Annotated in this window: 21 protein-coding genes, 1 tRNA gene and 1 rRNA gene; all 23 read left to right on the top strand. The window is 46.2% G+C overall.

The features are described 5' to 3' along the window. Positions 1-52: 52 nt before the first annotated feature. Positions 53-472: a S1 domain-containing RNA-binding protein gene (locus tag G475_RS0117205; protein WP_026702330.1), complete on the top strand. Its 420-nt coding sequence runs from the start codon at positions 53-55 to the stop codon at positions 470-472. Between the two features lie 619 nt (positions 473-1,091). After that, positions 1,092-1,168: transfer RNA gene (locus G475_RS0117195), tRNA-Met, on the top strand. Between the two features lie 292 nt (positions 1,169-1,460). Next, the gene (spoIIE, locus tag G475_RS0117190) at positions 1,461-3,956 is read left to right on the top strand and encodes a stage II sporulation protein E (RefSeq protein WP_084414181.1); all 2,496 of its coding nucleotides are present in this window, start codon (positions 1,461-1,463) and stop codon (positions 3,954-3,956) included. Between the two features lie 74 nt (positions 3,957-4,030). Continuing rightward, a complete protein-coding gene (locus G475_RS0117185; protein WP_026702327.1) occupies positions 4,031-4,774 on the top strand; it encodes a VWA domain-containing protein in 744 nt (247 codons plus the stop codon). Further along, on the top strand, positions 4,731-5,738 hold the full coding sequence (locus tag G475_RS0117180; protein ID WP_026702326.1) for a protein kinase domain-containing protein: 1,008 nt from the start codon (positions 4,731-4,733) through the stop codon (positions 5,736-5,738). Before G475_RS0117185 ends, G475_RS0117180 begins: the two co-directional genes overlap by 44 nt. Before the next feature lie 25 nt (positions 5,739-5,763). Next, positions 5,764-6,522: a threonine/serine exporter family protein gene (locus tag G475_RS0117175; RefSeq protein WP_026702325.1), complete on the top strand. Its 759-nt coding sequence runs from the start codon at positions 5,764-5,766 to the stop codon at positions 6,520-6,522. 27 nt (positions 6,523-6,549) lie between these two features. Then, positions 6,550-6,993 carry a threonine/serine exporter family protein gene (locus tag G475_RS0117170; protein WP_026702324.1) on the top strand — a complete coding sequence of 148 codons (444 nt, stop codon included), beginning with the start codon at positions 6,550-6,552 and terminating at the stop codon, positions 6,991-6,993. Then, entirely contained in the window at positions 6,977-8,377 is a 1,401-nt protein-coding gene (gene tilS / locus G475_RS0117165) for a tRNA lysidine(34) synthetase TilS (RefSeq protein ID WP_026702323.1), read from the top strand. The genes G475_RS0117170 and tilS overlap by 17 nt, the downstream gene beginning before the upstream one ends. Positions 8,378-8,525: 148 nt before the next feature. Continuing rightward, a complete protein-coding gene (gene hpt, locus G475_RS0117160) occupies positions 8,526-9,068 on the top strand; it encodes a hypoxanthine phosphoribosyltransferase (protein WP_026702322.1) in 543 nt (180 codons plus the stop codon). Between the two features lie 67 nt (positions 9,069-9,135). Continuing rightward, entirely contained in the window at positions 9,136-11,223 is a 2,088-nt protein-coding gene (gene ftsH / locus G475_RS0117155) for an ATP-dependent zinc metalloprotease FtsH (RefSeq protein ID WP_026702321.1), read from the top strand. A gap of 42 nt (positions 11,224-11,265) precedes the next feature. Next, complete coding sequence (locus G475_RS0117150) at positions 11,266-12,099, top strand: type III pantothenate kinase (protein WP_233275807.1); 834 nt, start codon at positions 11,266-11,268, stop codon at positions 12,097-12,099. Between the two features lie 19 nt (positions 12,100-12,118). After that, the gene (gene hslO / locus G475_RS0117145) at positions 12,119-13,015 is read left to right on the top strand and encodes an Hsp33 family molecular chaperone HslO (protein WP_026702319.1); all 897 of its coding nucleotides are present in this window, start codon (positions 12,119-12,121) and stop codon (positions 13,013-13,015) included. Between the two features lie 96 nt (positions 13,016-13,111). Then, entirely contained in the window at positions 13,112-14,041 is a 930-nt protein-coding gene (gene cysK, locus G475_RS0117140; RefSeq protein WP_026702318.1) for a cysteine synthase A, read from the top strand. A 66-nt stretch (positions 14,042-14,107) separates the two neighbouring features. Beyond that, the gene (locus G475_RS0117135) at positions 14,108-15,589 is read left to right on the top strand and encodes an anthranilate synthase component I family protein (RefSeq protein WP_324603226.1); all 1,482 of its coding nucleotides are present in this window, start codon (positions 14,108-14,110) and stop codon (positions 15,587-15,589) included. Further along, entirely contained in the window at positions 15,573-16,163 is a 591-nt protein-coding gene (gene pabA, locus G475_RS0117130; protein ID WP_026702316.1) for an aminodeoxychorismate/anthranilate synthase component II, read from the top strand. The genes G475_RS0117135 and pabA overlap by 17 nt, the downstream gene beginning before the upstream one ends. Then, positions 16,163-17,029, top strand: a complete 867-nt coding sequence (gene pabC, locus G475_RS0117125) for an aminodeoxychorismate lyase (protein WP_026702315.1) — start codon at positions 16,163-16,165, stop codon at positions 17,027-17,029. Before pabA ends, pabC begins: the two co-directional genes overlap by 1 nt. 34 nt (positions 17,030-17,063) lie before the next feature. Further along, the gene (gene folP / locus G475_RS0117120) at positions 17,064-17,891 is read left to right on the top strand and encodes a dihydropteroate synthase (protein WP_026702314.1); all 828 of its coding nucleotides are present in this window, start codon (positions 17,064-17,066) and stop codon (positions 17,889-17,891) included. Continuing rightward, positions 17,884-18,246, top strand: coding sequence for a dihydroneopterin aldolase (gene folB / locus G475_RS0117115; RefSeq protein WP_026702313.1), 363 nt, complete (start codon positions 17,884-17,886; stop codon positions 18,244-18,246). The genes folP and folB overlap by 8 nt, the downstream gene beginning before the upstream one ends. After that, the gene (gene folK / locus G475_RS0117110; protein WP_026702312.1) at positions 18,243-18,776 is read left to right on the top strand and encodes a 2-amino-4-hydroxy-6-hydroxymethyldihydropteridine diphosphokinase; all 534 of its coding nucleotides are present in this window, start codon (positions 18,243-18,245) and stop codon (positions 18,774-18,776) included. Before folB ends, folK begins: the two co-directional genes overlap by 4 nt. Further along, complete coding sequence (locus G475_RS0117105) at positions 18,728-18,931, top strand: helix-turn-helix domain-containing protein (RefSeq protein WP_026702311.1); 204 nt, start codon at positions 18,728-18,730, stop codon at positions 18,929-18,931. Before folK ends, G475_RS0117105 begins: the two co-directional genes overlap by 49 nt. Positions 18,932-18,951: 20 nt before the next feature. Then, on the top strand, positions 18,952-19,947 hold the full coding sequence (gene dusB / locus G475_RS0117100; protein ID WP_026702310.1) for a tRNA dihydrouridine synthase DusB: 996 nt from the start codon (positions 18,952-18,954) through the stop codon (positions 19,945-19,947). A 132-nt stretch (positions 19,948-20,079) separates the two neighbouring features. Then, positions 20,080-21,576, top strand: coding sequence for a lysine--tRNA ligase (lysS, locus tag G475_RS0117095; protein WP_026702309.1), 1,497 nt, complete (start codon positions 20,080-20,082; stop codon positions 21,574-21,576). Positions 21,577-22,299: 723 nt separating this feature from the next. Next, positions 22,300-22,529, top strand: a 16S ribosomal RNA gene (locus G475_RS0117090); the annotation flags it as partial.

The following is a 22,529-nucleotide window of genomic DNA, read 5'->3' as shown; positions in this document are numbered from 1 at the left end:
TTTTAACTCTGTTAAAATCAAGCTCGAAAATACAAGGAGGAGCATTTTTTAAATGTCAATTGAAGTAGGCAGCAAGTTACAAGGGAAAGTCACTGGTATCACTAACTTTGGAGCATTTGTTGAGCTGCCGGACGGAAAAACTGGATTAGTTCACATCAGTGAAATTGCAGATAAGTATGTGGAAGATATTAATCAGTTTGTCAGTGTCGGAGATGAAGTCACCGTTAAGGTGATGAAAGTAGAAGATGATGGAAAGATAGGCCTTTCTATCCGTAAAGCAGTCGACCGGCCGCAGGAAGACCGTCCTAAAAATGACCGCTCCAAAGGCGGACGCGGCGGCCCCGGCAACAAAGGGCAGCGTTCTTTATCCTTTGAAGAAAAAATGAACAGATTTATGAAGGATAGCGAAGAACGGCTTTCGTCTTTAAGAAAGCAAACGGATGCCAAGCGCGGCGGTGGTTCCAGACGATAAACTTGCTGTTGAATAAATAATAATCTCTGCCGGCTGTCGGAAATGTTTCCCCGTAAAACGTTTCCGACAGTTTTTTAATAGATACGAAGGTATAAAACGTTGCGCCGCTTCAGGTGCCATCGGCTCAAAGGTCTGCAGGAGAGGCAGGTCAGATCGCCTTGCTGCCACAGGACGCGAACAACCCGCGACTTTCGCGGCAGGCCTCCTCGGCGGGTCTCCTTCCACAGGATGTGGCGATCACAGGACGTCCACGACGAAGAACCTTTATTTAAGCCGGCGCCTTGCGCTTTTCTTAGCAGAAAAGCGGGTGGACATTTATTCCGTTATTTCTTCGATATTTCCCATTTTGGAGGGGAAAGCGGACATTTGGTACGTTATTTCCCCATTTTAGCGGAAAAGAAGCGTTCCAAAACCCGAATAGCGGAACAAATGTCCGAAAAAGCCATCTCAGGCAGCTAAATCTCCCATTTAACGGAATAAATGTCCAAAAGGTGGCTAAAGCCGGTCTCCGCTTTTCAAAGGATCTAGCGGATCTGTCCTCTATTCTAAAGCTATTCATAATTAATGGTTGACGCTCTCAAGGCTGACATTATATAATCATTCGTGTTGCTTTTCTTAAGGCGGCGTAGCTCAGCTGGCTAGAGCGTACGGTTCATACCCGTAAGGTCGGGGGTTCGATTCCCTCCGCCGCTACCATATTTACATAAAAACATCGCTAGCTTGTTTTCCGTAACTATCACGGAAAACAAGCTTTTTTCTTTTCCTCTTTTCATTCTCCCACACAATTCCCGTTCATTTGCTGTAATAAATTGTTCCAATTTGCCTGCCGGACTCCCGGTTTTACCGTTAAGGTGAGCTCAGCCCTTGAAATAGAAGGGACTGGAAAACGTCGAAGGATTTTTTTGATCCTAGTGGTTATTTTGACAAACATTGAAAAACGAAGCAGGTATAATAAGCTCCATAATCTAAGGAGCAGGTGGTGAAGGTTATGCACCAGAAAGACTTAGTCAGACGGGCAGAAGAAGTTCAGCCAATGTGGGATGCTGTCTGGAGAAAGGGGAGAAGAGTCCAGCAGCGTTTGAAAACCAAAACTTTAACAGGAATGGAACGTTTATTTATTCAATGGGGGGCCCTGGTGTTTATTACAGGTCTTCTATTGGGACGAGCCGTATTGTTAGCCGAATTATTTCCCTTTGCTGTTCCCTTTTTTGCGGCGGTGTATGCCTGGAGAAAAGAAAAAGCAGTAATTGGCGCAGCCGGAGTGATAGCCGGTACGTTTTCAGGGGCTCTTTTTCATGCTGCCTTTGTCATAGCAGCGATTCCTTTATTTATTGTCATGTATGAGTGGATCACGCGCTACGGCTGGAAAACCACGTGGACGCTTCCGATCACGGTTTTTTTGGCAACAATGGGAGCAAGAACTGGAACAACCTGGCTGGCAGAAGGGACCGTTACCCCATATTCCTTTGTAATGGCCGGCATTGAGTCCGGATTGAGTTTTATGCTGACCATGATTTTTCTGCAAAGTCTTCCCTTACTTATTACAAATAAACGAAGGCAGCCACTAAAGCATGAAGAGATTATCTGCTTTATTATCCTCCTTGCTTCGATTATGACAGGAGCGATTGGATGGGTCGTATACGGCATGGCTGCAGAACATATGCTGGCTCGTTACCTCGTGCTTATGTTTGCTTATACCGGCGGGGCTGCGATAGGTGCTTCTGTCGGCGTGATTGCCGGATTGGTGCTGAGTCTGGCTTCGATTGCCAATCTATATCAAATGAGTTTACTGGCTTTTGCCGGGCTGTTAGGCGGACTGCTGAAAGAAGGCGGAAAAACAGGTGTCAGTGTCGGCGTTTTACTTGGCACTGCCTTAATTGCCCTGTATGGGGACGGCTTGAGCGGTGTATCGTTAACGTTGGCCGAATCTGCCGCTGCTGTGGTAGTATTTCTGTTTACTCCACGATTTCTAACCTCTTTTATTGAAAAATATATTCCAGGTACGCCGGAATATGCCCGCGAGCAGCAAAAACATATGAAAAAAATCAGAGACGTAACCGCCATGAAGGTAGAAAAGTTTTCTGATCTATTTCAAACGTTATCCACCAGCTTTGGATCCAATCCAGACGCGGAAGAAACGGAAAAAGCGGATAAACATAGGGATGAGTTATTGAGCCAGGTGACAGAAAAAACTTGCCAAACGTGTTTTCGCAAAGAAAGATGCTGGGTGACTCAATTTCACACCACCTATGATGGAATGACGGACTTAATGCAGGAATTGGGAGAGAACGGAAAAGTTAGCGCGAGAACTAGAAACCGGTGGAAAAAACATTGTCATTATGATAAACGGATGACAGATGTTATGGCAGAAATATTACAACAGGATCAAACGAGAAAAGCGATGACCCAGCATATCCAGGAAAGCCGCCAGCTGGTGGCCGATCAGCTTCAGGGGGTTTCCCAGGTGATGGAAAACTTTGCAAAAGAAATTCAAAAAGAAAAAGAAGCCCATCATGCCCAGGAAGAACAAATTTATGATGCCTTACACGAGGCCGGGCTGGATATAGGCCACGTCGACATCTACCGCCTGGATGAAGGGAACGTGGAAGTGGAAATGAGTGTGTTAAAGTCATCGGGCATGGAGCAGGCAGAAAAAATAATAGCCCCGATGCTTTCGGATATTTTAAAAGAACATATCATTGTAGATCGAGAAGAGCCTTATGAGGAAATGACGGAGTATTCCAACTTTACCTTCACCTCAGCAAGGACATTTACCGTGGAAACAGGGACGGCCACAGTAGCCAAAGAAGGGGGATGGGTCTCAGGAGACAGTCACGCGGCGATGGATATTGGGACAGGAAAGTATGTCATGGCTATCAGTGATGGAATGGGGAGCGGACAAAAAGCCCGGAGAGAAAGTCATTCGGCGCTGCAGATTTTACAAACGATCCTGGCGTCGGGCATGGATGAGACCACCGCCATACGTTCGATCAATTCAGTATTAAGTTTACGTTCGAATGAAGAAATGTTTTCCACTCTTGATTTATTTATGATGGACCTGCAAAAAGCCGAAGGACGTTTTATAAAAATAGGCTCCATTCCAAGCTTTATTAAAAGAGATGGAAAAGTAAAACAAATTGAAGCCGGAAATCTGCCAATCGGGATGATGGAGCACGCAGAGCTTGATGTCGTCACAGAACAAATGAGAGACGGCGACATCTTAATCATGATGAGCGATGGAATTTTTGATGCTGCCACCCAGATTGAAAACAAAGAGATGTGGATGAAGCGTGTGATATCCCAAATGGAAATAGAAGAGCCGCAGCAAATAGCTGATCATTTACTCGAGCGGGTCATACGAGTATCACAGGGCCAAATCAATGACGATATGACGGTGATGGCAGCTAAAATTCAGCGGAACATTCCAAAATGGGCAGCTATCCCCGTCCGCCATTCCGTTCCCTTAAAAAGAAAAAAGGCTTGATATCTCCGATAAGGTATATATTTTTCAGCCTCCGTCAAAAATGAAAATAATACCAATAACGGAGGAGAAGATACATGAGTGGTGGAAGAATCAAGCAAATTCTATTGATAACCGATGGATGTTCCAATCAAGGAGAAGACCCCTCGGCAATCGCTGCGTTTGCAAAAGAAAAGGGGATCACTGTAAATGTTATCGGGGTGCTGGATCAAGGTTCCTCCCGTGATCATGGGCTGCAGGAAGTGGAAAACATTGCGGCTTCCGGAGGCGGTGTCAGTCAGCTGGTATATGCAAATCAATTGTCCCAGACGGTACAGATGGTTACAAAACAAGCCATGACCCAAACCCTTCATGGGGTGGTGCATAACGAACTGAGTCAGATATTAGGAGAGCAGCAGGAAGTGGATGACCTTCCTCCTGATAAAAGAGGAGAAATCATTGAGGTAGTAGATGAACTGGGAGAAACCGTTCATCTGGAAGTGCTTATTCTTGTGGATACAAGCGCCAGTATGAAACCCAAACTGCCGATGGTACAGGAAGCCTTAACGGATTTATCCATCAGCCTGAATTCCAGAACAGGAGATAATCAGTTTGCTCTGTTTTTATTTCCCGGGAAAAGAAAGGAAACAGAAAAAGTATTGGACTGGACCCCGGAAATGAATTCTTTAACGGGTATTTTTCATAAATTAACAGCTGGCGGGGTCACTCCGACCGGACCAGCTCTGAAAGCGGCACTGCATCATTTTGAAAAACACTCGTCGAAAAGAGGGCTGATGTATGATGGAGAAGACGAACCTCCATTCGAAGAATCAGGCTTTTAACCTGCCGGCAGGAACAAAGTGGACCGGAAAATGGAATAAAAATCCATATAAAATCATTAAGAAGCTGGGAAACGGAGCGACCGGCACGGTATATTTAGTAGAGACAAGGTCAGGACAGAGGGCTGTGAAAATAGGAGAAAATAAGCTGTCATTAACATCAGAAGTTAATGTCCTAAAAGCTTTTTCCAAGGTCCGGGGAAATGTCCTTGGGCCTTCGTTGTTGGATGTGGACGACCTGGTGTGGAAGGGGGAAGTATACCCATTTTTTTGTATGGAATATTTAGAAGGCGAAACGTTACTGGAATTTTCCCGTAAACGTGGAACCGAATGGGTACCTGTATTTATGGTCCAGCTGTTGGGTGATTTAGATCGTCTTCATCAGGAAGGATGGGTGTTTGGTGATCTTAAGCCCGACAATTTAATTATTACCGGTCCTCCGTCGCGGGTAAGGTGGTTTGATGTAGGAGGAACAACCAAGCAGGGCAGGGCAATCAAGGAATATACCGAATTTTATGATAGGGGATATTGGGGGCTCGGAGATCGTAAAGCTGAACCATCCTATGACTTATTTGCAGCCGCTATGATATTTATTGAAACAGCTTACCCCCGCCGTTTCGAAAAAACGTCGGGTACCGCAGGGGATAGAAGTCTCGATCTGCTGAAACGTTATATAGTAAATTCTGCCCCGCTTCTCCCTTATAAGAAAGTATTGCTGCAGGCATTAAAAGGGCAGTACCCCAATGCCCAGATTATGAAAAAGGATTTGATGCAGACGATTGAACACCATACCAGCAGACAAAAATCAGAAACACCGTCCTCTCCGAACAGAAGTAAGGCCGCCGCCCGCCCCATTCAAAAAAAGAAAAAACCAAAAGAAAAGCCTTCGTATCGTACAGAAATAATTCTAACAGCCTCTTTTCTCTTCCTATCATCTGTTCTATACTTTATGGGACAATGGATGTAAGGAAAAAAGAGGTGGAGGGCCGTTCATGGGAAAAGCGGAACAAACGATGTCGTTTTGTCTTTTGGGAGGGAAGTTGATGCTCCGCTACGGAGGGGAAACTTACCGGGTAGAGGACACCATGTATCGAATGGCAAAGGCGGCCGGAATGCACAATGTTAATAGTTTTGTGACGTTAACAGGGATTTTTCTAGCATTCCGTACCGAGGATGGACAGGATTATATGCAAATGATTCGAGTCCGGGAACGGTTCCAGGATTTGAGTAAGGTTACATCAGTAAACCAGGTTTCGAGAGAATTCACCCATGGGAATTTATCTATCGAAGAAGCAACAAACCAATTAACAGACATTGAAAAAGCGCCGATGAATTATCCGTTGTGGCTCATCTACTTAGCTTCTGGTGTCGGCGGGGCCACGTTCTCTTTTTTAATCGGTAATAGCTTTCCTGACATTCTCCCGGCATTTATAGGCGGATTAATTACTACGGTATCGCTCGTTTTATATCAAAAGTTTTTAAAAGTAAAGTTTTTTTCTGAATTTCTCGCAGCTGTTTCTGGTGTACTGGCAGCTGTACTTTTGGAAACGTCCGGATTGGTGCAGAACATGGATCAGGTTGTCATCGGCACACTGATACCGCTCGTACCGGGAGTTCCACTGACCAACTCGGTACGTGATCTAATGTCGGGGGATTTAGTCGCCGGTGTTGCCCGTGGAGCGGAAGCGGCAGTGACATCTCTGTCGATCGCAGCTGGTACGGTTGTTTCTTTATCCATTCTTTATTTATAATGCGGAAGAAGCAGGAGTGTGCGTGAGATGTGGCTTGAACTTTTATTCTGTTTTATGGCGACCGTAGCATTTGGCGTTATTTTTAATATTCCGTTTCGGCTTGTTTGGTGGGGCGGTCTGATCGGTATCATGACATGGTTTATTTACAGCTTGCTGCCTGATCTGGGGTTAAGCCAGGTGAATGCTGCTGCGGTGGCTGCATTTACCGTCGCGTTTTCCTCCCACTGGCTTGCCAAGTTCAAAAAAGTACCGGTTACTACTTTTATGATTCCGGGTATTATCCCGCTTGTTCCGGGAGGCAGGGCCTATTCGAGTATGCTGGCTTTTGTAGAAGAAAATTATGTCAACGGCCTCGGACTTGGAGTAGAAACTCTTCTTCAGGCAGGAGCGATTGCCGGAGGGGTTGGTTTTGCTCTTTCGATTTTTTCTATAGGTAAAGGAGTCGGCCAGCGCTATGAAACACACCGTTGAACAGTGGATTAAAGAAAGAAGCCTGATAGATCCCGGCTCCCGGATTCTCGTGGCCGTTTCCGGCGGCCCGGATTCGATGGCTTTGCTTCATTTCATGAAAGAAAAAGAAAAGGCATGGAATCTTCAGGTGCTGGCCGCCCACGTTAACCATGGGCTCCGGGAGGAAACAGCGGAGGAGGATGAAGTATTTGTGCAATCGTGGTGTAAAACATGGTCTATTCCTTTTTTTCGTACATACGTTTCTGTAAAGAAGGAAATAGCCGAAAAGGGAGGAAGTATTCAAGAGCGTGCCCGCCAACTGCGGTATAACTACCTGGCGGATGTGATGAAACAGGAAAAAGTTTCTATCCTGGCGACCGGCCACCATGCAGACGATCAGGTCGAAACAATGCTGATGAAACAAGTTTCCGGACGGGCTTTGCTGGGGGATCCCGCCATGAAGGCGGAACGTCCTTTTTCCTCAGGAAAACTAATCCGCCCTCTGCTTGGGGTGACCAAAGAAGACATCCTCCAATACTGCCGCACGCAGAAGATTCCCTATCAAATAGATGAAAGCAATACGTCTGACAAATACACAAGAAACAGAATACGCCAACAGATACTGCCGGCTTTAAAAGAAGAAGATCCCCGTATGCAGCACCACTTTCAGCAATATGCCGACTGGCTGGCAGACGAAAGAGCATACTTGGAGAGGCGGGCAGAGCAGAAATGGAAGCAGCAGATTCTGTATCAAGATGAACATTCCGTGACGATTTCTGTGAATGGAGTGAAGGCGCTTCCTCTGCCTTTACAAAGGCGGGGGATTCATCTAATATTAAAGTATCTTTGCATATATTTTAATCCAGAGTTATCTGTTGTACATATTGATCAATTCCTTGCGTTATTGCAGCAGGATCATCCCTCTTTTTCCTTGGATTGGCCCGGTAATATCTGCGTAAAACGAGAATATGATACAGTGACGTTTTTTCTGAACAGTAATAAACATTCCGCAGCAAAAAGAGAAGCAGTGGAGTTGGCTGTACCCGGGGAAACGGTTTTTGGGGACTATGTATTTACTGCAGACCCCCTGCAGTCAGAAGATTTCTCTGAAGCAACAGAACATACGCTGATTTGTAAACCGGAACAGCTGACTTTTCCTTTGATTGTACGCCCGAGGCAGGAGGGGGATAGAATTCGTCCTCTAGGAATGAAAGGGAGTAAAAAAGTAAACCGTATCTTTATAGAGAAAAAAATTCCGCGGGCCCAACGGGTCAATTGGCCTGTCGTGGTGGACGCTCAAGGAACTGTAGTCTGGGTGCCGCTGTTAAAAAAATCCTGGAGGCAGGTGCCCTCCCGGACATGGGACGAGGCCCCTTTTCTAAGAATAACGTGCCGAAAGCTGTAGTATTTTTAAAAACAGAAGAATGGTACAGTTCCTAAAGGATGAAATAAAACGGGGTTTCATGATAAGATGAGGAGCGGCCATTTTTTGACGAGACGCTTACATTTTAATACATTGGCTGATGTCATTCGGGAGGGTTAAGGAAGAGCATATGCATAATGAAATCCAGCAGGTTTTAATTGATGAAGAACAATTGCAAAATAAAATCCGTGAAATCGGACGAGATTTAACGGAGGAATATAAAGGACGCTTTCCGCTTGTCATAGGAGTGCTGAAAGGGGCACTCCCTTTTATGTCCGATGTCACCAAGCGGATTGACGCTCATCTGGAAATAGATGTGATGGACGTATCAAGTTATGGGAACAGCACCGTTTCTTCCGGAGAAGTCAAGATTATTAAAGATCTGGATACATCGGTAGAAGGCCGGGATGTTATTATTCTGGAAGATATTATTGACAGCGGGGTAACCTTAAATTATCTCGTCAGTCTGATAAAACACAGAGGGGCAAATTCGTTAAAGATCGTCACCCTGCTGGATAAACCCGAAGGCAGGCAGGTAGAGCTGGTGCCAGATACAGCTGGATTTACTGTGCCGGATGAATTTGTTGTAGGTTACGGGCTTGATTATGCAGAAAGATACCGCAACCTCCCTTATATTGGTATTCTCAAGCCTGAAATTTACAAGGGGTCATGATTGTGAGAAATAAAACAAATATGGTACTATTACGTAAGTTGTCAATGCCCGCGGGAGGAGGTCAGGAATGAACCGAATATTTCGAAACACCGTTTTTTATTTGTTATTATTCCTAGTCATTATAGGGATTATAAGTTTCCTTAGTAATGACCAGACGGATACAACAGAGATTACAACGGAAGAGTTTGTAACGAAACTGGAAAATAATGAGATAGCATCTGTAACACTGCAGCCGGAAGGTGAAGTGTATTTAGTGGAAGGACAGGAAGTCGGGCAGGCAGAAGGCGAATCGTTCCAAACCCATCTGCCGATTTCTGAAGAAAATACACAGATGTTAATGACGGCCCAGGGTGCCGATGGCGGTTCGCTTGAGCTGGATACAAAACCGGCGGAGGAACCGAGTGCCTGGGTAACCTTTTTCACCTCGATTATTCCTTTTGTGATTATCTTTATTCTCTTCTTCTTCCTGCTCAGCCAGGCTCAGGGCGGCGGAAGTAAAATGATGAACTTTGGCAAAAGCAAAGCCAAAATGTATCAGGAAGAGAAGAAGAAAGAACGCTTTAAGGATGTAGCCGGAGCAGAAGAAGAGAAGCAGGAACTAATTGAAGTGGTGGACTTTCTGAAAGACCCACGGAAATTTGCCAGTATTGGGGCACGGATCCCTAAAGGTGTCCTTCTGGTGGGGCCTCCTGGTACTGGTAAAACATTGATCGCCCGGGCGGTAGCCGGAGAAGCGGGAGTGCCGTTTTTCTCCATCAGCGGGTCTGACTTTGTGGAAATGTTTGTGGGTGTCGGAGCGTCCCGTGTCCGTGACCTTTTCGAAAATGCGAAGAAGAACGCACCATGTATTATATTTATTGATGAGATTGACGCTGTAGGTCGTCAGCGTGGAGCGGGTGTAGGAGGCGGTCATGATGAACGCGAACAGACACTGAACCAGCTCCTCGTGGAGATGGACGGTTTTAGTGCTAATGAAGGGATTATCATTATCGCCGCCACTAACCGTTCCGACGTACTGGACCCTGCCCTCCTTCGTCCAGGCCGGTTTGACCGCCAGATCATGGTCGGCCGTCCAGATGTGAAAGGCCGGGAGGAAGTACTTGGGGTTCACGCCCGAAACAAACCCCTGGCTGATGACGTTAACTTGAAGGCTATTGCCCAGCGTACTCCCGGTTTTACCGGGGCGGATCTGGAAAACCTATTGAACGAAGCTGCCCTGGTAGCAGCCAGATCGGATATGGAAAAAATCCGGATGGTTCATATAGAAGAAGCGATAGATCGGGTAATTGCCGGTCCAGCAAAGAAAAGCCGCGTCATTTCGGAAAAAGAAAAGAATATTGTGGCCCACCACGAGGCTGGACATACCGTGGTCGGCGTGAAACTGGAAAATGCCGACATGGTGCATAAGGTAACGATCGTGCCGCGAGGTCAGGCCGGCGGTTATGCGGTCATGCTTCCGAAAGAAGACCGCTTCTTTATGACGAAGCCGGAACTGGTGGATAAAATTGTGGGGCTTCTCGGCGGTAGAGTGGCGGAAGAAATTATGTTCAATGAAGTAAGTACCGGCGCTCATAATGACTTCCAGCGTACCACGGAAATTGCCCGCAAAATGGTAACGGAGTACGGAATGAGTGAGAAACTTGGACCGATTCAATTTGGTTCCAGCGGAAGCGGACAGGTATTCCTCGGCCGTGATATTCAGAATGAACCGAATTATAGTGATGCGATTGCTCATGAAATCGATAAAGAGGTCCAGAAGATTGTTAATGAGTGTTATGATCGCTGCCGCCAGATCCTGACGGAAAATAAAGACAAACTGGAAGCTGTAGCGGCTTCGCTGCTTGAATTGGAAACGCTGGATGCAGAGCAGATTGAATCGCTGGTGGAACACGGAAAACTTCCGGAAGACCATCATTCCAATAAAGACGATGAAGAAGTCGGTGCTTTGAAATCTTCAGATTCTGATGATGACAACCAAAGCGATGTGAAGGTAAACATTCAATCCAAGTCTGAATCGGAGAAGGAAGAGGACGCTTCTGAAGAACAGTCCAATTCCTCTCAGCTCAAGGACAATAAGGTGAATGAAAAGACCGACTCAGAAAATTTAGGAGATAACCATCCGCCATCCTCCGGTGACGATGAGGACCGCAGGTAGTGGGGCAGGTTAACGTAATGATAGAGGATAGGGGTGCCGCAAATGCCGGCATCCCTTTTTACGGATAAAAAGGAACATGGCAGGATGGGAGGAGTACGTGTGGTACTTGTAATGAATATTGGAAATACGCATATTTATTTTGGTATTTTTGCCGGAGAAGAATTGGCAGAATGCTGGCGGCTGTCGACAGATGAGAAAAAGACAGAAGACGATTATGGGTTGCAGATTCTTCCGTTAGTTGAAAAAGTGACAGGGGCCAAGCCCAGTGAAATAGAGGGGGCTATTGTATCTTCGGTGGTGCCCCCGCTGCTTCCTGTGCTCGAGAAAATGTGTACCAAATACCTAAAAATTAAGCCCTTTGTGATTGGCCCCGGCGTCAAAACCGGGTTGAATATTCGTTATGATAACCCCCGGGAAGTCGGGGCAGACCGAATTGTAAATGCGGTCGCTGCTTTGGAGGAATACAGGGCTCCTGTGATTGTAGCTGATTTTGGAACAGCAGCCACATTTTGTTATATTGATGGTTCCAATCGTTATACCGGGGGAGTGATTGCCCCAGGGTTGTCCATATCCGCAGAAGCTCTTTATAATCATGGGTCCAAATTGCCCAGAGTGGAAGTAGAATCGAAGGACAGGGTGATAGGGAAAAATACGATCGATGCCATCCAATCAGGTTTATTTTTTGGGTATGCCAGCCAGGTAGATGGTATAATATCCCGTATGAAAGAGGAAGTTAAAGGAAACCCCTTTGTACTTGCAACGGGCGGGGATGTGTTGTTAGTAAACGAGGCAGCTCGAAGCATTGATAAGGTAGATCCCCACCTCACTTTAAAGGGACTGCGCTATATTTATGAGAAAAACAAGAGTGAACAATAAGAAAGGAAGACATTTATAGATGGAAGATTATTTAATCAAAACAACAGCTTATAATGGCCAGGTAAGAGCCTATGCCATTCAGACCACGGACATGGTTAATGAAGCAGCCCGACGGCATCAGGCGTGGCCGACCGCGGGTGCCGCGTTGGGACGAGCCATGACTGCCGGTTCTATGATGGGTTCCATGCTGAAAGGGGACGAGAAGCTTACTATAAAAATCGAAGGAAACGGCCCGATGGGACCCATTGTGGTGGACAGTAATTCCTCAGGTGATACAAGAGGGTATGCGCATCATATGCAGGTTCATTTTGATTTAAATGAAAAAGGAAAATTGGATGTAGCCCAGGCGGTTGGAACAGAAGGTGTATTATCGGTTGTAAAGGATCTTGGAATGAAAGAGCATTTCACAGGCAGTGTGCCGCTGGTTTCCGGGGAAATCGGGGAGGACTTCACGTATTACTTTGTTTCTTCCGAGCAAATCCCGTCTTCTGTAGGGCTGGGCGTGCTGGTTAACCCGGATAACTCGATTTTGGCCGCCGGCGGTTTCATTATTCAACTTCTTCCGGGAGCAGACGAGTGGCTGGTGGAAAAGATTGAGCAGCAATTGGAGTCCATGCCGCCGATATCCAAATTGATTGAAAAAGGAAAAACTCCGGAAGAAATTCTTTATATCATCTTAGGGGAAGAAGGGAAGATATTAGAACGGACTTCTGTATCTTTTTCCTGTCATTGTTCAGCGGAGCGGGTATCCAATGCTTTGATTTCCCTCGGCAGCGATGAACTGCAGGATATGATTGAAAAAGACGGCGGCGCTGAGACGCAGTGCCATTTTTGTAACGAAAAATATCATTTTTCTGAGGAAGATTTGAAGGAACTGAAGGAAGAAGCGTGGAATATAGAAAATAGCGTGCAGTAACGGCTGGTTTCGATTGACACGGAATCAAAAGGCTGGTACTATATTATCAATAAAACCAATAAATTTACTTGGTATTAACGAGGGGGAACCGATAAGATGAAAGTTGCAAATAATATCACGGAACTCATTGGAGACACACCCTTAGTCAAATTAAACTCTTTAACCGGAGAAAACGATGCAGATGTTTATTTGAAACTGGAATACATGAACCCCGGCAGCAGTGTCAAGGACCGGATTGCCCTAGCGATGATTGAAGCAGCAGAGAGAGACGGAAAATTAAAGCAGGGCGATACCATCATTGAGCCGACAAGCGGTAACACAGGCATTGGTCTGGCGATGGTGGCAGCGGCAAAAGGATATCGTTCGGTACTGGTTATGCCGGACACGATGAGTATGGAACGCCGTAACCTTCTTCGTGCCTATGGTGCTGAGCTTGTTTTGACACCTGGACCGGAAGGCATGGGAGGCGCTATTGGCAAAGCGAACGAACTTGCCGAAGAGAAAGGCTATTTTATGCCGCAGCAGTTTGAAAACCAGGCCAATGTTGATGTTCATAGGGAAACCACAGGGCGTGAACTGCTGAAGCAGGTTGATGGTCAAATTGATTCATTTGTCTCTGGTATCGGTACAGGCGGCACAGTAACCGGGGCAGGTAAACTTTTAAAAGAAAATTATCCTAATCTGCGCATCGTAGCGTTGGAACCGGCAGATTCCCCTGTCCTCAGCGGCGGCAGCAAAGGACCGCACAAAATTCAGGGGATTGGAGCAGGTTTCGTACCGGGAATTCTTGATACGGATGTGTATGATGAAGTCATGACAGTTACCACGGAGCAATCTTTTGATTTTGCCCGCCGCGCGGCAAAAGAAGAAGGCATTCTCGGAGGTATTTCTTCCGGTGCGGCGATTTATGCAGCGCTGGAAGAAGCGAAGAAGCTTGGAAAAGGCAAAAAAGTGGTTGCGGTTATACCTAGTAATGGCGAACGCTATCTCAGTACTCCTCTTTACCAATTTGAAGAAGAAGAGTAAAAACGAAAGCATGTTAGGAAAGCAGGGCTTAGCGGCTCTGCTTTTATTTTTAGGGGGTGGAATCATATGAGAACCGGACTGGCTCCTATGCCGGATCCTGCCTCGGAATTTTCGGTGATGGCTGATTCAATCGATTATGCTGAAGAAACATTCTTTTCCGCCTATCGCTCCTTAAGCGCGGATCAGCTGTATCATGTTCTGCTGGAAAGTGGGCAGAGAGGACGCTACAGCATTGCCGGTGTTCTTCCGTTTGCTGTCTTTACAGCTAAAAATAATAGGTTAAACATTGAAACGAAAGAGAACACTTTTCAGGTAGAAGGGGAGCCATTAAACGAAATGAAGTCCTGGCTCGCTCCATTTCAACTCAAAACAGAGCGTCACCTTCCTGATTTTCAGGGAGGCGTCATAGGAACAGTTAGTTATGATTACATACGTTATATCGAAGATCTGCCCGCGGAGGCGGAGGATGATCTAAATACACCTGATCTTTATTTTTTAGCATTCCAGCAGTTGTTTGTATATGATCACGAAAACCAAAAACTATGGGTTATCCTTCACTACGATAAAAACAAATACAGGGAAGCAGAACAAGAGTGGCACCGCCTCAGACAATTATGGGAAGCTCCGCCTCTGTTTACCTGGAAACGGCAGCCGGGACCTGGGATGGTTCATGAAAAACAATCCTCCTTTTCCAACAGAGGGTTTACGGAAGCTGTCCGCCGAATCCAGGAATATATCCGTCGCGGCGATGCGTTCCAGGTCAATTTGTCGGTTCGACAGTCAGAAGCGTTGTCCACCCCTCCGCTTCATATTTATGAAAAGCTGCGCGAATTGAATCCATCTCCTTACATGGGGTATTTTCATACTCCGGATCTGCAGCTGGTCAGCGCTTCCCCGGAACTGCTTGTGAAAAAACGGGGAACGCAAGCATCAACAAGGCCTATTGCCGGTACTCGTTCCCGGGGACAAACGCGGGAACAGGACCAGAAGCTGGAACAGGAAATGATGGGAACAGAAAAGGAACGGGCAGAACATGTGATGCTGGTGGATCTCGAACGCAATGACCTTGGGAAAGTATGTGCCTATGGCAGTGTAAAAGTAGATGAGCTTATGGTAGTAGAGCGTTATTCCCACGTCATGCATATTGTTTCGAATGTAAAAGGAAACCTTGCCGAACATGTGGATGTTTATGATATGATAAAAGCAGCTTTTCCTGGCGGCACGATTACAGGTGCTCCCAAAATCCGCACGATGGAAATTATTGAGGAATTGGAACCGGTGCGCCGGGGTATTTATACCGGTTCCCTTGGCTGGATCGGTTTTAACGGTGATATGGAACTGAACATATCGATCCGCACTATGGCTGTAAAAGACGGAATTTGTTATGTGCAGGCCGGAGCAGGTATTGTCATTGATTCCAGCGCGGACGCGGAGTACAAAGAATCGTTAAAGAAAGCAAGAGCACTGTGGAAGGCGAAAGAGTGGAGTGAAGCAGAGTTGAATAAGAGTAGAGCAGAGGAGGAAAAAGTATATGATTTTAATGATTGATAATTATGATTCTTTTACGTACAATCTTGTCCAGTACCTTGGGGAAATGGGCGAAGAGCTGATTGTCCGCCGCAATGACAAAGTAACTATAGAAGAAATAGAGGAAATGGCTCCGGATTTTCTAATGATTTCTCCCGGCCCCTGCAGTCCGGATGAAGCAGGCATAAGCATGGAGGTGGTTCGACATTTTGCCGGGAGGCTCCCGGTATTTGGAGTTTGTCTCGGCCATCAATCCATTGCACAGGTTTTTGGAGGGAACGTCATCCGGGCTGACCGCCTTATGCATGGAAAGACGTCGGAGATAAACCACGACGGACAATCTGTGTATAAAAACCTTCCGAATCCATTCACAGCGACCCGTTATCATTCTTTAATTGTTGAACGGAAGAGTCTGCCTGCCTGTTTTGATATCACCTCGGAAACAGAGGAAGGCGAAATTATGGGTATACGCCATAAAAGTATGGCGCTGGAAGGGGTGCAGTTTCACCCGGAGTCGATTATGACAGGAGAGGGAAAACGGCTTCTCCGTAACTTTATTAAAGCGAACCGAAGTCCGCAGGGAGTTTCCTACTAATGTATGTCTATATAAATGGAGAGATTCAGGAGGCGGGCGCTGCTCGTCTTTCTGTTTTTGAACACGGTTTTATGTATGGGCTGGGTCTTTTTGAAACATTCCGGATCTACAATGGACATCCATTTTTGCTGGATGATCATTTTCACCGCATGGAAAAAGGCCTGGAGTCGATGAATATACCCTGGAAATATAACAGGGAAACGATTCTTTCCCAATTACATATGCTTCAGAAGGCCAATGGCTGGAAAAATGCTTATGTTCGTTATAATATTTCAGCAGGTCCGGGAAATCTAGGTTTATCTACAGAACCATATGAGACCCCGACCGTTATCATTTACATGAAGCCCCTTTCTCCTCTGAAAGGGAAACAGACAGCTTCTAAAAAAGCTGCATTTTTAACAGTTCCGCGTAATACGCCAGAGACCCCGATTCGGTTAAAATCTCATCATTTCTTGAATAATATTTTAGGAAAACGGGAAACAGGGCCAGATCCGGAAGTGGAAGGGCTTTTTCTTACAGAACAGGGCTTTGTGGCGGAAGGGGTTGTCTCTAATATTTTTTGGAGAAAAGGAAACGCATTGTACACCCCCTCTCTGCAGACGGGAATACTGGACGGTGTTACCCGCTCTTTGGTGATGCGTATCGCTGAAAAACATGGCTATTACCTTAGAGAAGGATGTTTCCAGCCCTCCCATGTAATTGAAGCAGAGGAGGCGTTTGTGACGAATTCCATTCAGGAGATTGTGCCGCTTACAGAGATTGACACGAAAGTATGCTATCATAAAGAAACGACAGCCGTCGATTTATTTCAACAGGAATATGCCTTGCACCGGGAATCTCTCTGGAAGGTAGCAGATATATTTTAAGCAGGAAAGGACGAGGGGAATGAGTGAGAACGTTATGAAATGGAATAATAACCTTATTGATTTTTCAAAAAAGACATATGTCATGGGTATATTGAATCTCACCCCGGATTCATTTTCTGACGGCGGGGAATATAATCATGGGGGCGCTGCCTTAAAACGTGCCCGGCAGATGGTAGAGCAGGGTGCTGATATCATCGATGTCGGCGGGGAATCCACCAGGCCTGGGTCGACAAAGGTAGATGGAGAAGAAGAACGGCGCAGGGTTCTCCCTGTATTGGAGGAACTGGCAGACCAACTGACCGTCCCTATTTCCATTGATACGTATAAAGCGGAAACGGCCAGACAAGCCCTGGAGGCTGGTGCCGATATTATTAATGATGTATGGGGGGCCAAGGCTGATCCGGAAATGGCAGAGACAGCCGCTGCGTATGACGTCCCGATTATCCTGATGCACAATCGGGAAAATATAAATTATAACGAAATTATGCAGGACATCCTCGCAGATGTTCAAGAAAGCATAGATATCTGTCTGAAAGCAGGAGTAAAAAAAGAACGGATCATCCTGGATCCTGGTATTGGTTTTGCCAAAACGTATGATCAAAACCTGGAAGTTATGCGAAGACTGGAAGAATTCACTGCGCTCGACTACCCCGTTCTGCTCGGTACTTCCAGGAAGTCCCTTATTTCGAAAACATTGAATCTGCCGGCTCAGGAAAGAGTAGAGGGGACAGGAGCCACCATTAGTTTAGGTGTGGAGCGGGGGGCGGACATCGTCCGTGTCCATGATGTTTTAGAAATGAGCCGAACCGTAAAAATGATGGATGCGATGCTTGGAAAAGGGAAGGTGACAACCGTTGGATAAAATTTATCTGAAAGGTATGGAGTTTTACGCATATCACGGAGTCTTTCCTGAAGAAAATAAATTGGGCCAGCCGTTTCAGGTGGACCTCGTGTTGAAAGCTGATTTATCGGAAGCGGCGGTGGAAGATGATCTAGATAAAAGTGTAAATTATGCGGAAGCGTACCAAACTGTAAAGAACGTAGTAGAGGATAAATGTTATAAACTGGTGGAAACCATTGCAGAAGATATTGCTTCCGAAGTACTGGACGCGTTTGCGGTGATTCAGGAAGCCACCATCAAAGTAATGAAGCCTAATCCCCCTATTGCTGGACATTATGAATATGTGGCCATTGAAATAACGAGGACACGGGGATGACAAACGACTGCTATTTGGCCCTGGGTTCCAACATTGGAGATCGCGAGTATTATTTACGGCAGGCTGTCTGTAAACTCCGGCAGCATAAATCATTGGATCCTGTTCGTCTCTCCTCGATATACGAAACCGAACCGGTTGGAGTAACCGGGCAGCCGGCATTTTTAAATATGGTGCTGCATCTGAAGACCGAATTAACCCCTGGGAAAGTCCTTGAAACCACGCAGTCTATCGAACAAGGCCTGGACCGAGTGAGACACGAGCGTTGGGGCCCCCGTACGATAGACCTTGACATTTTACTATACAATGATGAAAATATTAAGATGAATGAGTTGTATATCCCTCACCCAAGAATGCACGAACGAGCGTTTGTGCTTATACCTTTAAATGAAATAGCTGCTGCACAATATGTATCCAACTATAAACAAACCATCCAGGAGCTGACAGATCAACTATCCGGCCGGGAAAAAGAAGGTGTACGCTTATGGAGGAAATGCTCTGGGCGAGGAGGATTCGGGCTTTTCGAAAATTAAAAGGGTTTACCCAGGTCCGTCTGGCAAAAAAGATGGGAATTGCCGTTTCAATACTGGGTCAGGTGGAACGGGGGACCCGTATCCCTGATGACGCATTCCTGCATGAAGTAACCAAAGCCTTAGGTATTTCTATAAAAGAGCTTCATTCTGATTAGAAGCATAGGAGGTGCAAAACTTGCTGAAGATCGATAATATTGAAATGAAAAACCCGGTAGTACTGGCGCCGATGGCAGGTGTCTGCAATCCCGCTTTTCGTTTGATTGCAAAGGAATTTGGAACCGGTCTTGTCTGCGCGGAAATGGTAAGTGATAAAGCCATAATAAATAAAAATGAAAAATCCATGCAGATGCTGTATGTAGATGAACGGGAAAAACCATTAAGCCTGCAGATATTCGGCGGCGATAAAGACACCATGGCAGAAGCAGCGCAAGTGGTGGATCAGCAGACGAATGCTGATATCATTGACATTAATATGGGCTGTCCGGTTCCTAAAATCACGAAGTGCGATGCGGGAGCCAAGTGGCTGCTTGACCCGGATAAAATTTATGAGATGGTAAAAGCAGCAGTGGAAGCTGTAGACAAACCGGTTACAGTGAAAATGAGGATGGGCTGGGATGATGAACATATCTTGGCCGTAGAAAATGCCCAGGCGATTGAAGCAGCCGGAGGCAAAGCGGTTTCTCTCCATGGCCGTACACGGCTGCAGATGTATGAAGGCACCGCGAACTGGGATATCCTGAAAGAAGTGAAAGATTCAGTCCAGGTGCCGGTGATCGGAAATGGTGATGTGAAAACTCCGCATGACGCCAAAGCGATGCTGGAGCAAACAGGTGTAGACGGAGTTATGGTGGGGCGAGCTGCGCTCGGAGATCCATGGATGCTGTACCGCACCATCCATTATCTTGAAACTGGTGAATGGAGCGAAGAGCCAACTCCGCGGGAAAAAATGGATGTATGCATGATTCACATGGACCGGCTTATTCATCTTAAAGGAGAGAAAGTAGCAGTACGGGAAATGAGAAAACATGCAGCCTGGTATTTAAAAGGCATGCGGGGCAACAGTAAAGTCCGGGACAAAATTAATCATCTGGATTACCGGGATGATGTAGCAGATGCCTTATATGAATTTGTCGAACAGCTGGAAGAACGTGAAAAAGCTTCGACGGTGTAAAAATCGTCTCAAACAAAACAGGTGGGGCTGCCCCTCGACGTAAAGGGTCAGTCCCGTTTATATGAGAATATGGAAGTTTTTTACTGATACCGGTTGGAATGAAAAATACTTATTGGTGAGGAGTTGTTGTGGTTGAGTCAGGAACAGGAACAAAATGATCAAATAGCTGTTCGCAAAGATAAACTCCAGTCCCTGCAGGAACAGGGAAAGGATCCATTTGGGGAGCGCTTTGACAGGACCCATACTGCTGCATCCATGGCGGAAGAGTTTGACGAGTTTACGAAAGAAGAACTGGAAGAAAAGGAAGCAGTGGTTTCCCTTGCCGGCCGGGTAATGACGAAGCGGGGGAAAGGGAAAGCCGGATTTGCCCATATTCAGGATATATCCGGACAAATTCAAATCTATGTACGAAAAGATCAAGTAGGCGAAGAAGCTTATGAGTTATTTCAGAATACTGACATTGGCGATTTTGTAGGTGTAACCGGGACGGCGTTCAAGACAAAAGTGGGGGAATTGTCGGCAAAAGCCACAGAATTTGAACTGTTGTCTAAGTCATTACGTCCGCTCCCGGATAAATTCCACGGCTTAAAAGATGTAGAACAGCGTTACCGCCAGCGTTATCTGGACCTTATCGTGAACCCGGAAGTACGTGATACGTTTGTGATTCGAAGTAAAATCCTCCAGGCCATGCGGCGTTATCTTGATGACCAGGGGTATCTGGAAGTAGAGACACCTATGCTTCATTCTATTCCAGGTGGAGCTGCAGCTCGGCCGTTCATTACCCATCACAATGCTTTGGATATGGAGCTGTATATTCGGATTGCGATTGAACTGCACTTAAAACGGTTAATAGTGGGCGGCATGGAAAAAGTATATGAAATCGGGAGGGTTTTCCGGAACGAAGGCATATCCACCCGTCATAATCCTGAATTTACAATGATAGAATTGTACGAAGCATATGCGGATTATACTGACATTATGACCCTTACGGAAAACCTGATTGCTCATATTGCGCAGGAAGTTCTTGGAACGGCCAAAGTTAATTACGGAGAGAATGAAGTGGATTTAACACCATCCTGGCGTAGAGTTCATATTGTCGATGCCATTAAAGAAGAAACAGGAGTGGATTTCTGGGAAGACATGAGCGATGAAAAAGCCCACGCATTAGCGAAAGAACATGGTGTACCGGTGAAAGAAACAATGACATTTGGACATATCGTAAATGAATTCTTTGAGCATTTCGTAGAAGAGAAATTAATTCAACCTGTGTTTATTTATGGTCATCCGTTGGCGATTTCCCCACTTGCCAAGAAAAATCAAGAAGACCCGCGCTTCACCGATCGTTTTGAATTGTTTATTATGGGACGGGAGCATGCAAATGCCTTTACAGAGCTGAACGATCCCATTGATCAGCGGGAGCGGTTTGAAGCCCAGGTAAGGGAACGAGAACACGGGGATGATGAAGCTCATATGATGGATACGGACTACTTGGAAGCGATGGAATACGGCCTTCCTCCAACAGGGGGACTTGGTATTGGCATTGACCGGCTGGTGATGCTTTTAACAAATTCAGGATCCATTCGGGATGTATTATTGTTCCCGCAGATGCGAAAGCAATCTCAGGAATAGACCAAATATGAAACGGAGCTGTATCAAAAGAGCGTTACATGCTGAGGCATCCGCTGTAGGCGGACGCTTGCCGCGGGCAGCGTCTCAGCTGCATCAATGGAGGAAGATCGGCTAAGTTCGGCACGTCCTGTGCCAACGCTGATCTGACCGGCTTCTTGCGGCCCCAAACACCGTTTGAGGGGGTCTTTGGCTGCTGCTTGAAAAGGAAACAGGCTAAAACCGCCACATCATGTGGCAACGCATGTATGACCAACGTCCTGTTGGCCCGGCGTCGCCGCCTTCCGCTTCTGCCTTGGTTCCATTTTCTTTATCACAAGAAAGGGGCTGTACCTTTTGATGCAGTCCTTTTTTTATTATGCTATTCGAAGCAGGGTCGGAACACGGGCGGCTTCTGCGGGGAAGGCATGAGGGGAGCTTCATAGAATGAACGCTTCAAGCTTTTGAACGGTAAACATCATGGAAATAAACAAATTTTAAATTATGGGTTGCGTAAAAATAATGGCGGTGATATATTATTATTTGTCGCTGTGAAGACAGCTTATTCATAAACAAATAAGAAAATATATTGACATCCGATATTCATGGTGTTAGTATAAAAAAGTCGCCATTGAGGCGGCGGGAAAATTGCCCTTTGAAAATTGAATGAAAGTCAAGCGTCTGTCAATTCAAAGACGATTCAACGGTGTTGAATCGCATGATTTATGTTTTGCTAGTTCAAACTTTTTAATGGAGAGTTTGATCCTGGCTCAGGACGAACGCTGGCGGCGTGCCTAATACATGCAAGTCGAGCGCGGGAAGCAGGCAGCCCCTCTTCGGAGGGAATGCGTGTGGAACGAGCGGCGGACGGGTGAGTAACACGTGGGCAACCTGCCCTGAGGTCTGGGATAACCCCGGGAAACCGGGGCTAATACCGGATAGGCCCATCGACCGCCTGGTCGATGGGTAAAAGCGGG

The sequence above is a fragment of the Salibacterium aidingense DSM 18341 genome (assembly GCF_000429685.1).
GTDB classification, from domain to species: Bacteria; Bacillota; Bacilli; order Bacillales; family Marinococcaceae; genus Salibacterium; species Salibacterium aidingense.
This window is presented reverse-complemented; position numbering and strand designations above follow the sequence as displayed.

Bases quoted from the DNA above. Each gene is read 5' to 3' on its own strand.
- G475_RS0117105 (WP_026702311.1), top strand. From the start codon at position 18,728: ATGGAGGAAATGCTCTGGGCGAGGAGGATTCGGGCTTTTCGAAAATTA.
- hpt (WP_026702322.1), top strand. From the start codon at position 8,526: ATGCATAATGAAATCCAGCAGGTTTTAATTGATGAAGAACAATTGCAA.
- G475_RS0117175 (WP_026702325.1), top strand. From the start codon at position 5,764: ATGGGAAAAGCGGAACAAACGATGTCGTTTTGTCTTTTGGGAGGGAAG.
- ftsH (WP_026702321.1), top strand. From the start codon at position 9,136: ATGAACCGAATATTTCGAAACACCGTTTTTTATTTGTTATTATTCCTA.
- tilS (WP_026702323.1), top strand. From the start codon at position 6,977: ATGAAACACACCGTTGAACAGTGGATTAAAGAAAGAAGCCTGATAGAT.
- G475_RS0117185 (WP_026702327.1), top strand. From the start codon at position 4,031: ATGAGTGGTGGAAGAATCAAGCAAATTCTATTGATAACCGATGGATGT.
- G475_RS0117170 (WP_026702324.1), top strand. From the start codon at position 6,550: ATGTGGCTTGAACTTTTATTCTGTTTTATGGCGACCGTAGCATTTGGC.
- folP (WP_026702314.1), top strand. From the start codon at position 17,064: ATGAAATGGAATAATAACCTTATTGATTTTTCAAAAAAGACATATGTC.
- cysK (WP_026702318.1), top strand. From the start codon at position 13,112: ATGAAAGTTGCAAATAATATCACGGAACTCATTGGAGACACACCCTTA.
- G475_RS0117205 (WP_026702330.1), top strand. From the start codon at position 53: ATGTCAATTGAAGTAGGCAGCAAGTTACAAGGGAAAGTCACTGGTATC.
- folK (WP_026702312.1), top strand. From the start codon at position 18,243: ATGACAAACGACTGCTATTTGGCCCTGGGTTCCAACATTGGAGATCGC.
- G475_RS0117135 (WP_324603226.1), top strand. From the start codon at position 14,108: ATGAGAACCGGACTGGCTCCTATGCCGGATCCTGCCTCGGAATTTTCG.
- hslO (WP_026702319.1), top strand. From the start codon at position 12,119: ATGGAAGATTATTTAATCAAAACAACAGCTTATAATGGCCAGGTAAGA.
- pabA (WP_026702316.1), top strand. From the start codon at position 15,573: ATGATTTTAATGATTGATAATTATGATTCTTTTACGTACAATCTTGTC.
- spoIIE (WP_084414181.1), top strand. From the start codon at position 1,461: ATGCACCAGAAAGACTTAGTCAGACGGGCAGAAGAAGTTCAGCCAATG.
- G475_RS0117150 (WP_233275807.1), top strand. From the start codon at position 11,266: ATGCCGGCATCCCTTTTTACGGATAAAAAGGAACATGGCAGGATGGGA.
- pabC (WP_026702315.1), top strand. From the start codon at position 16,163: ATGTATGTCTATATAAATGGAGAGATTCAGGAGGCGGGCGCTGCTCGT.
- G475_RS0117180 (WP_026702326.1), top strand. From the start codon at position 4,731: ATGATGGAGAAGACGAACCTCCATTCGAAGAATCAGGCTTTTAACCTG.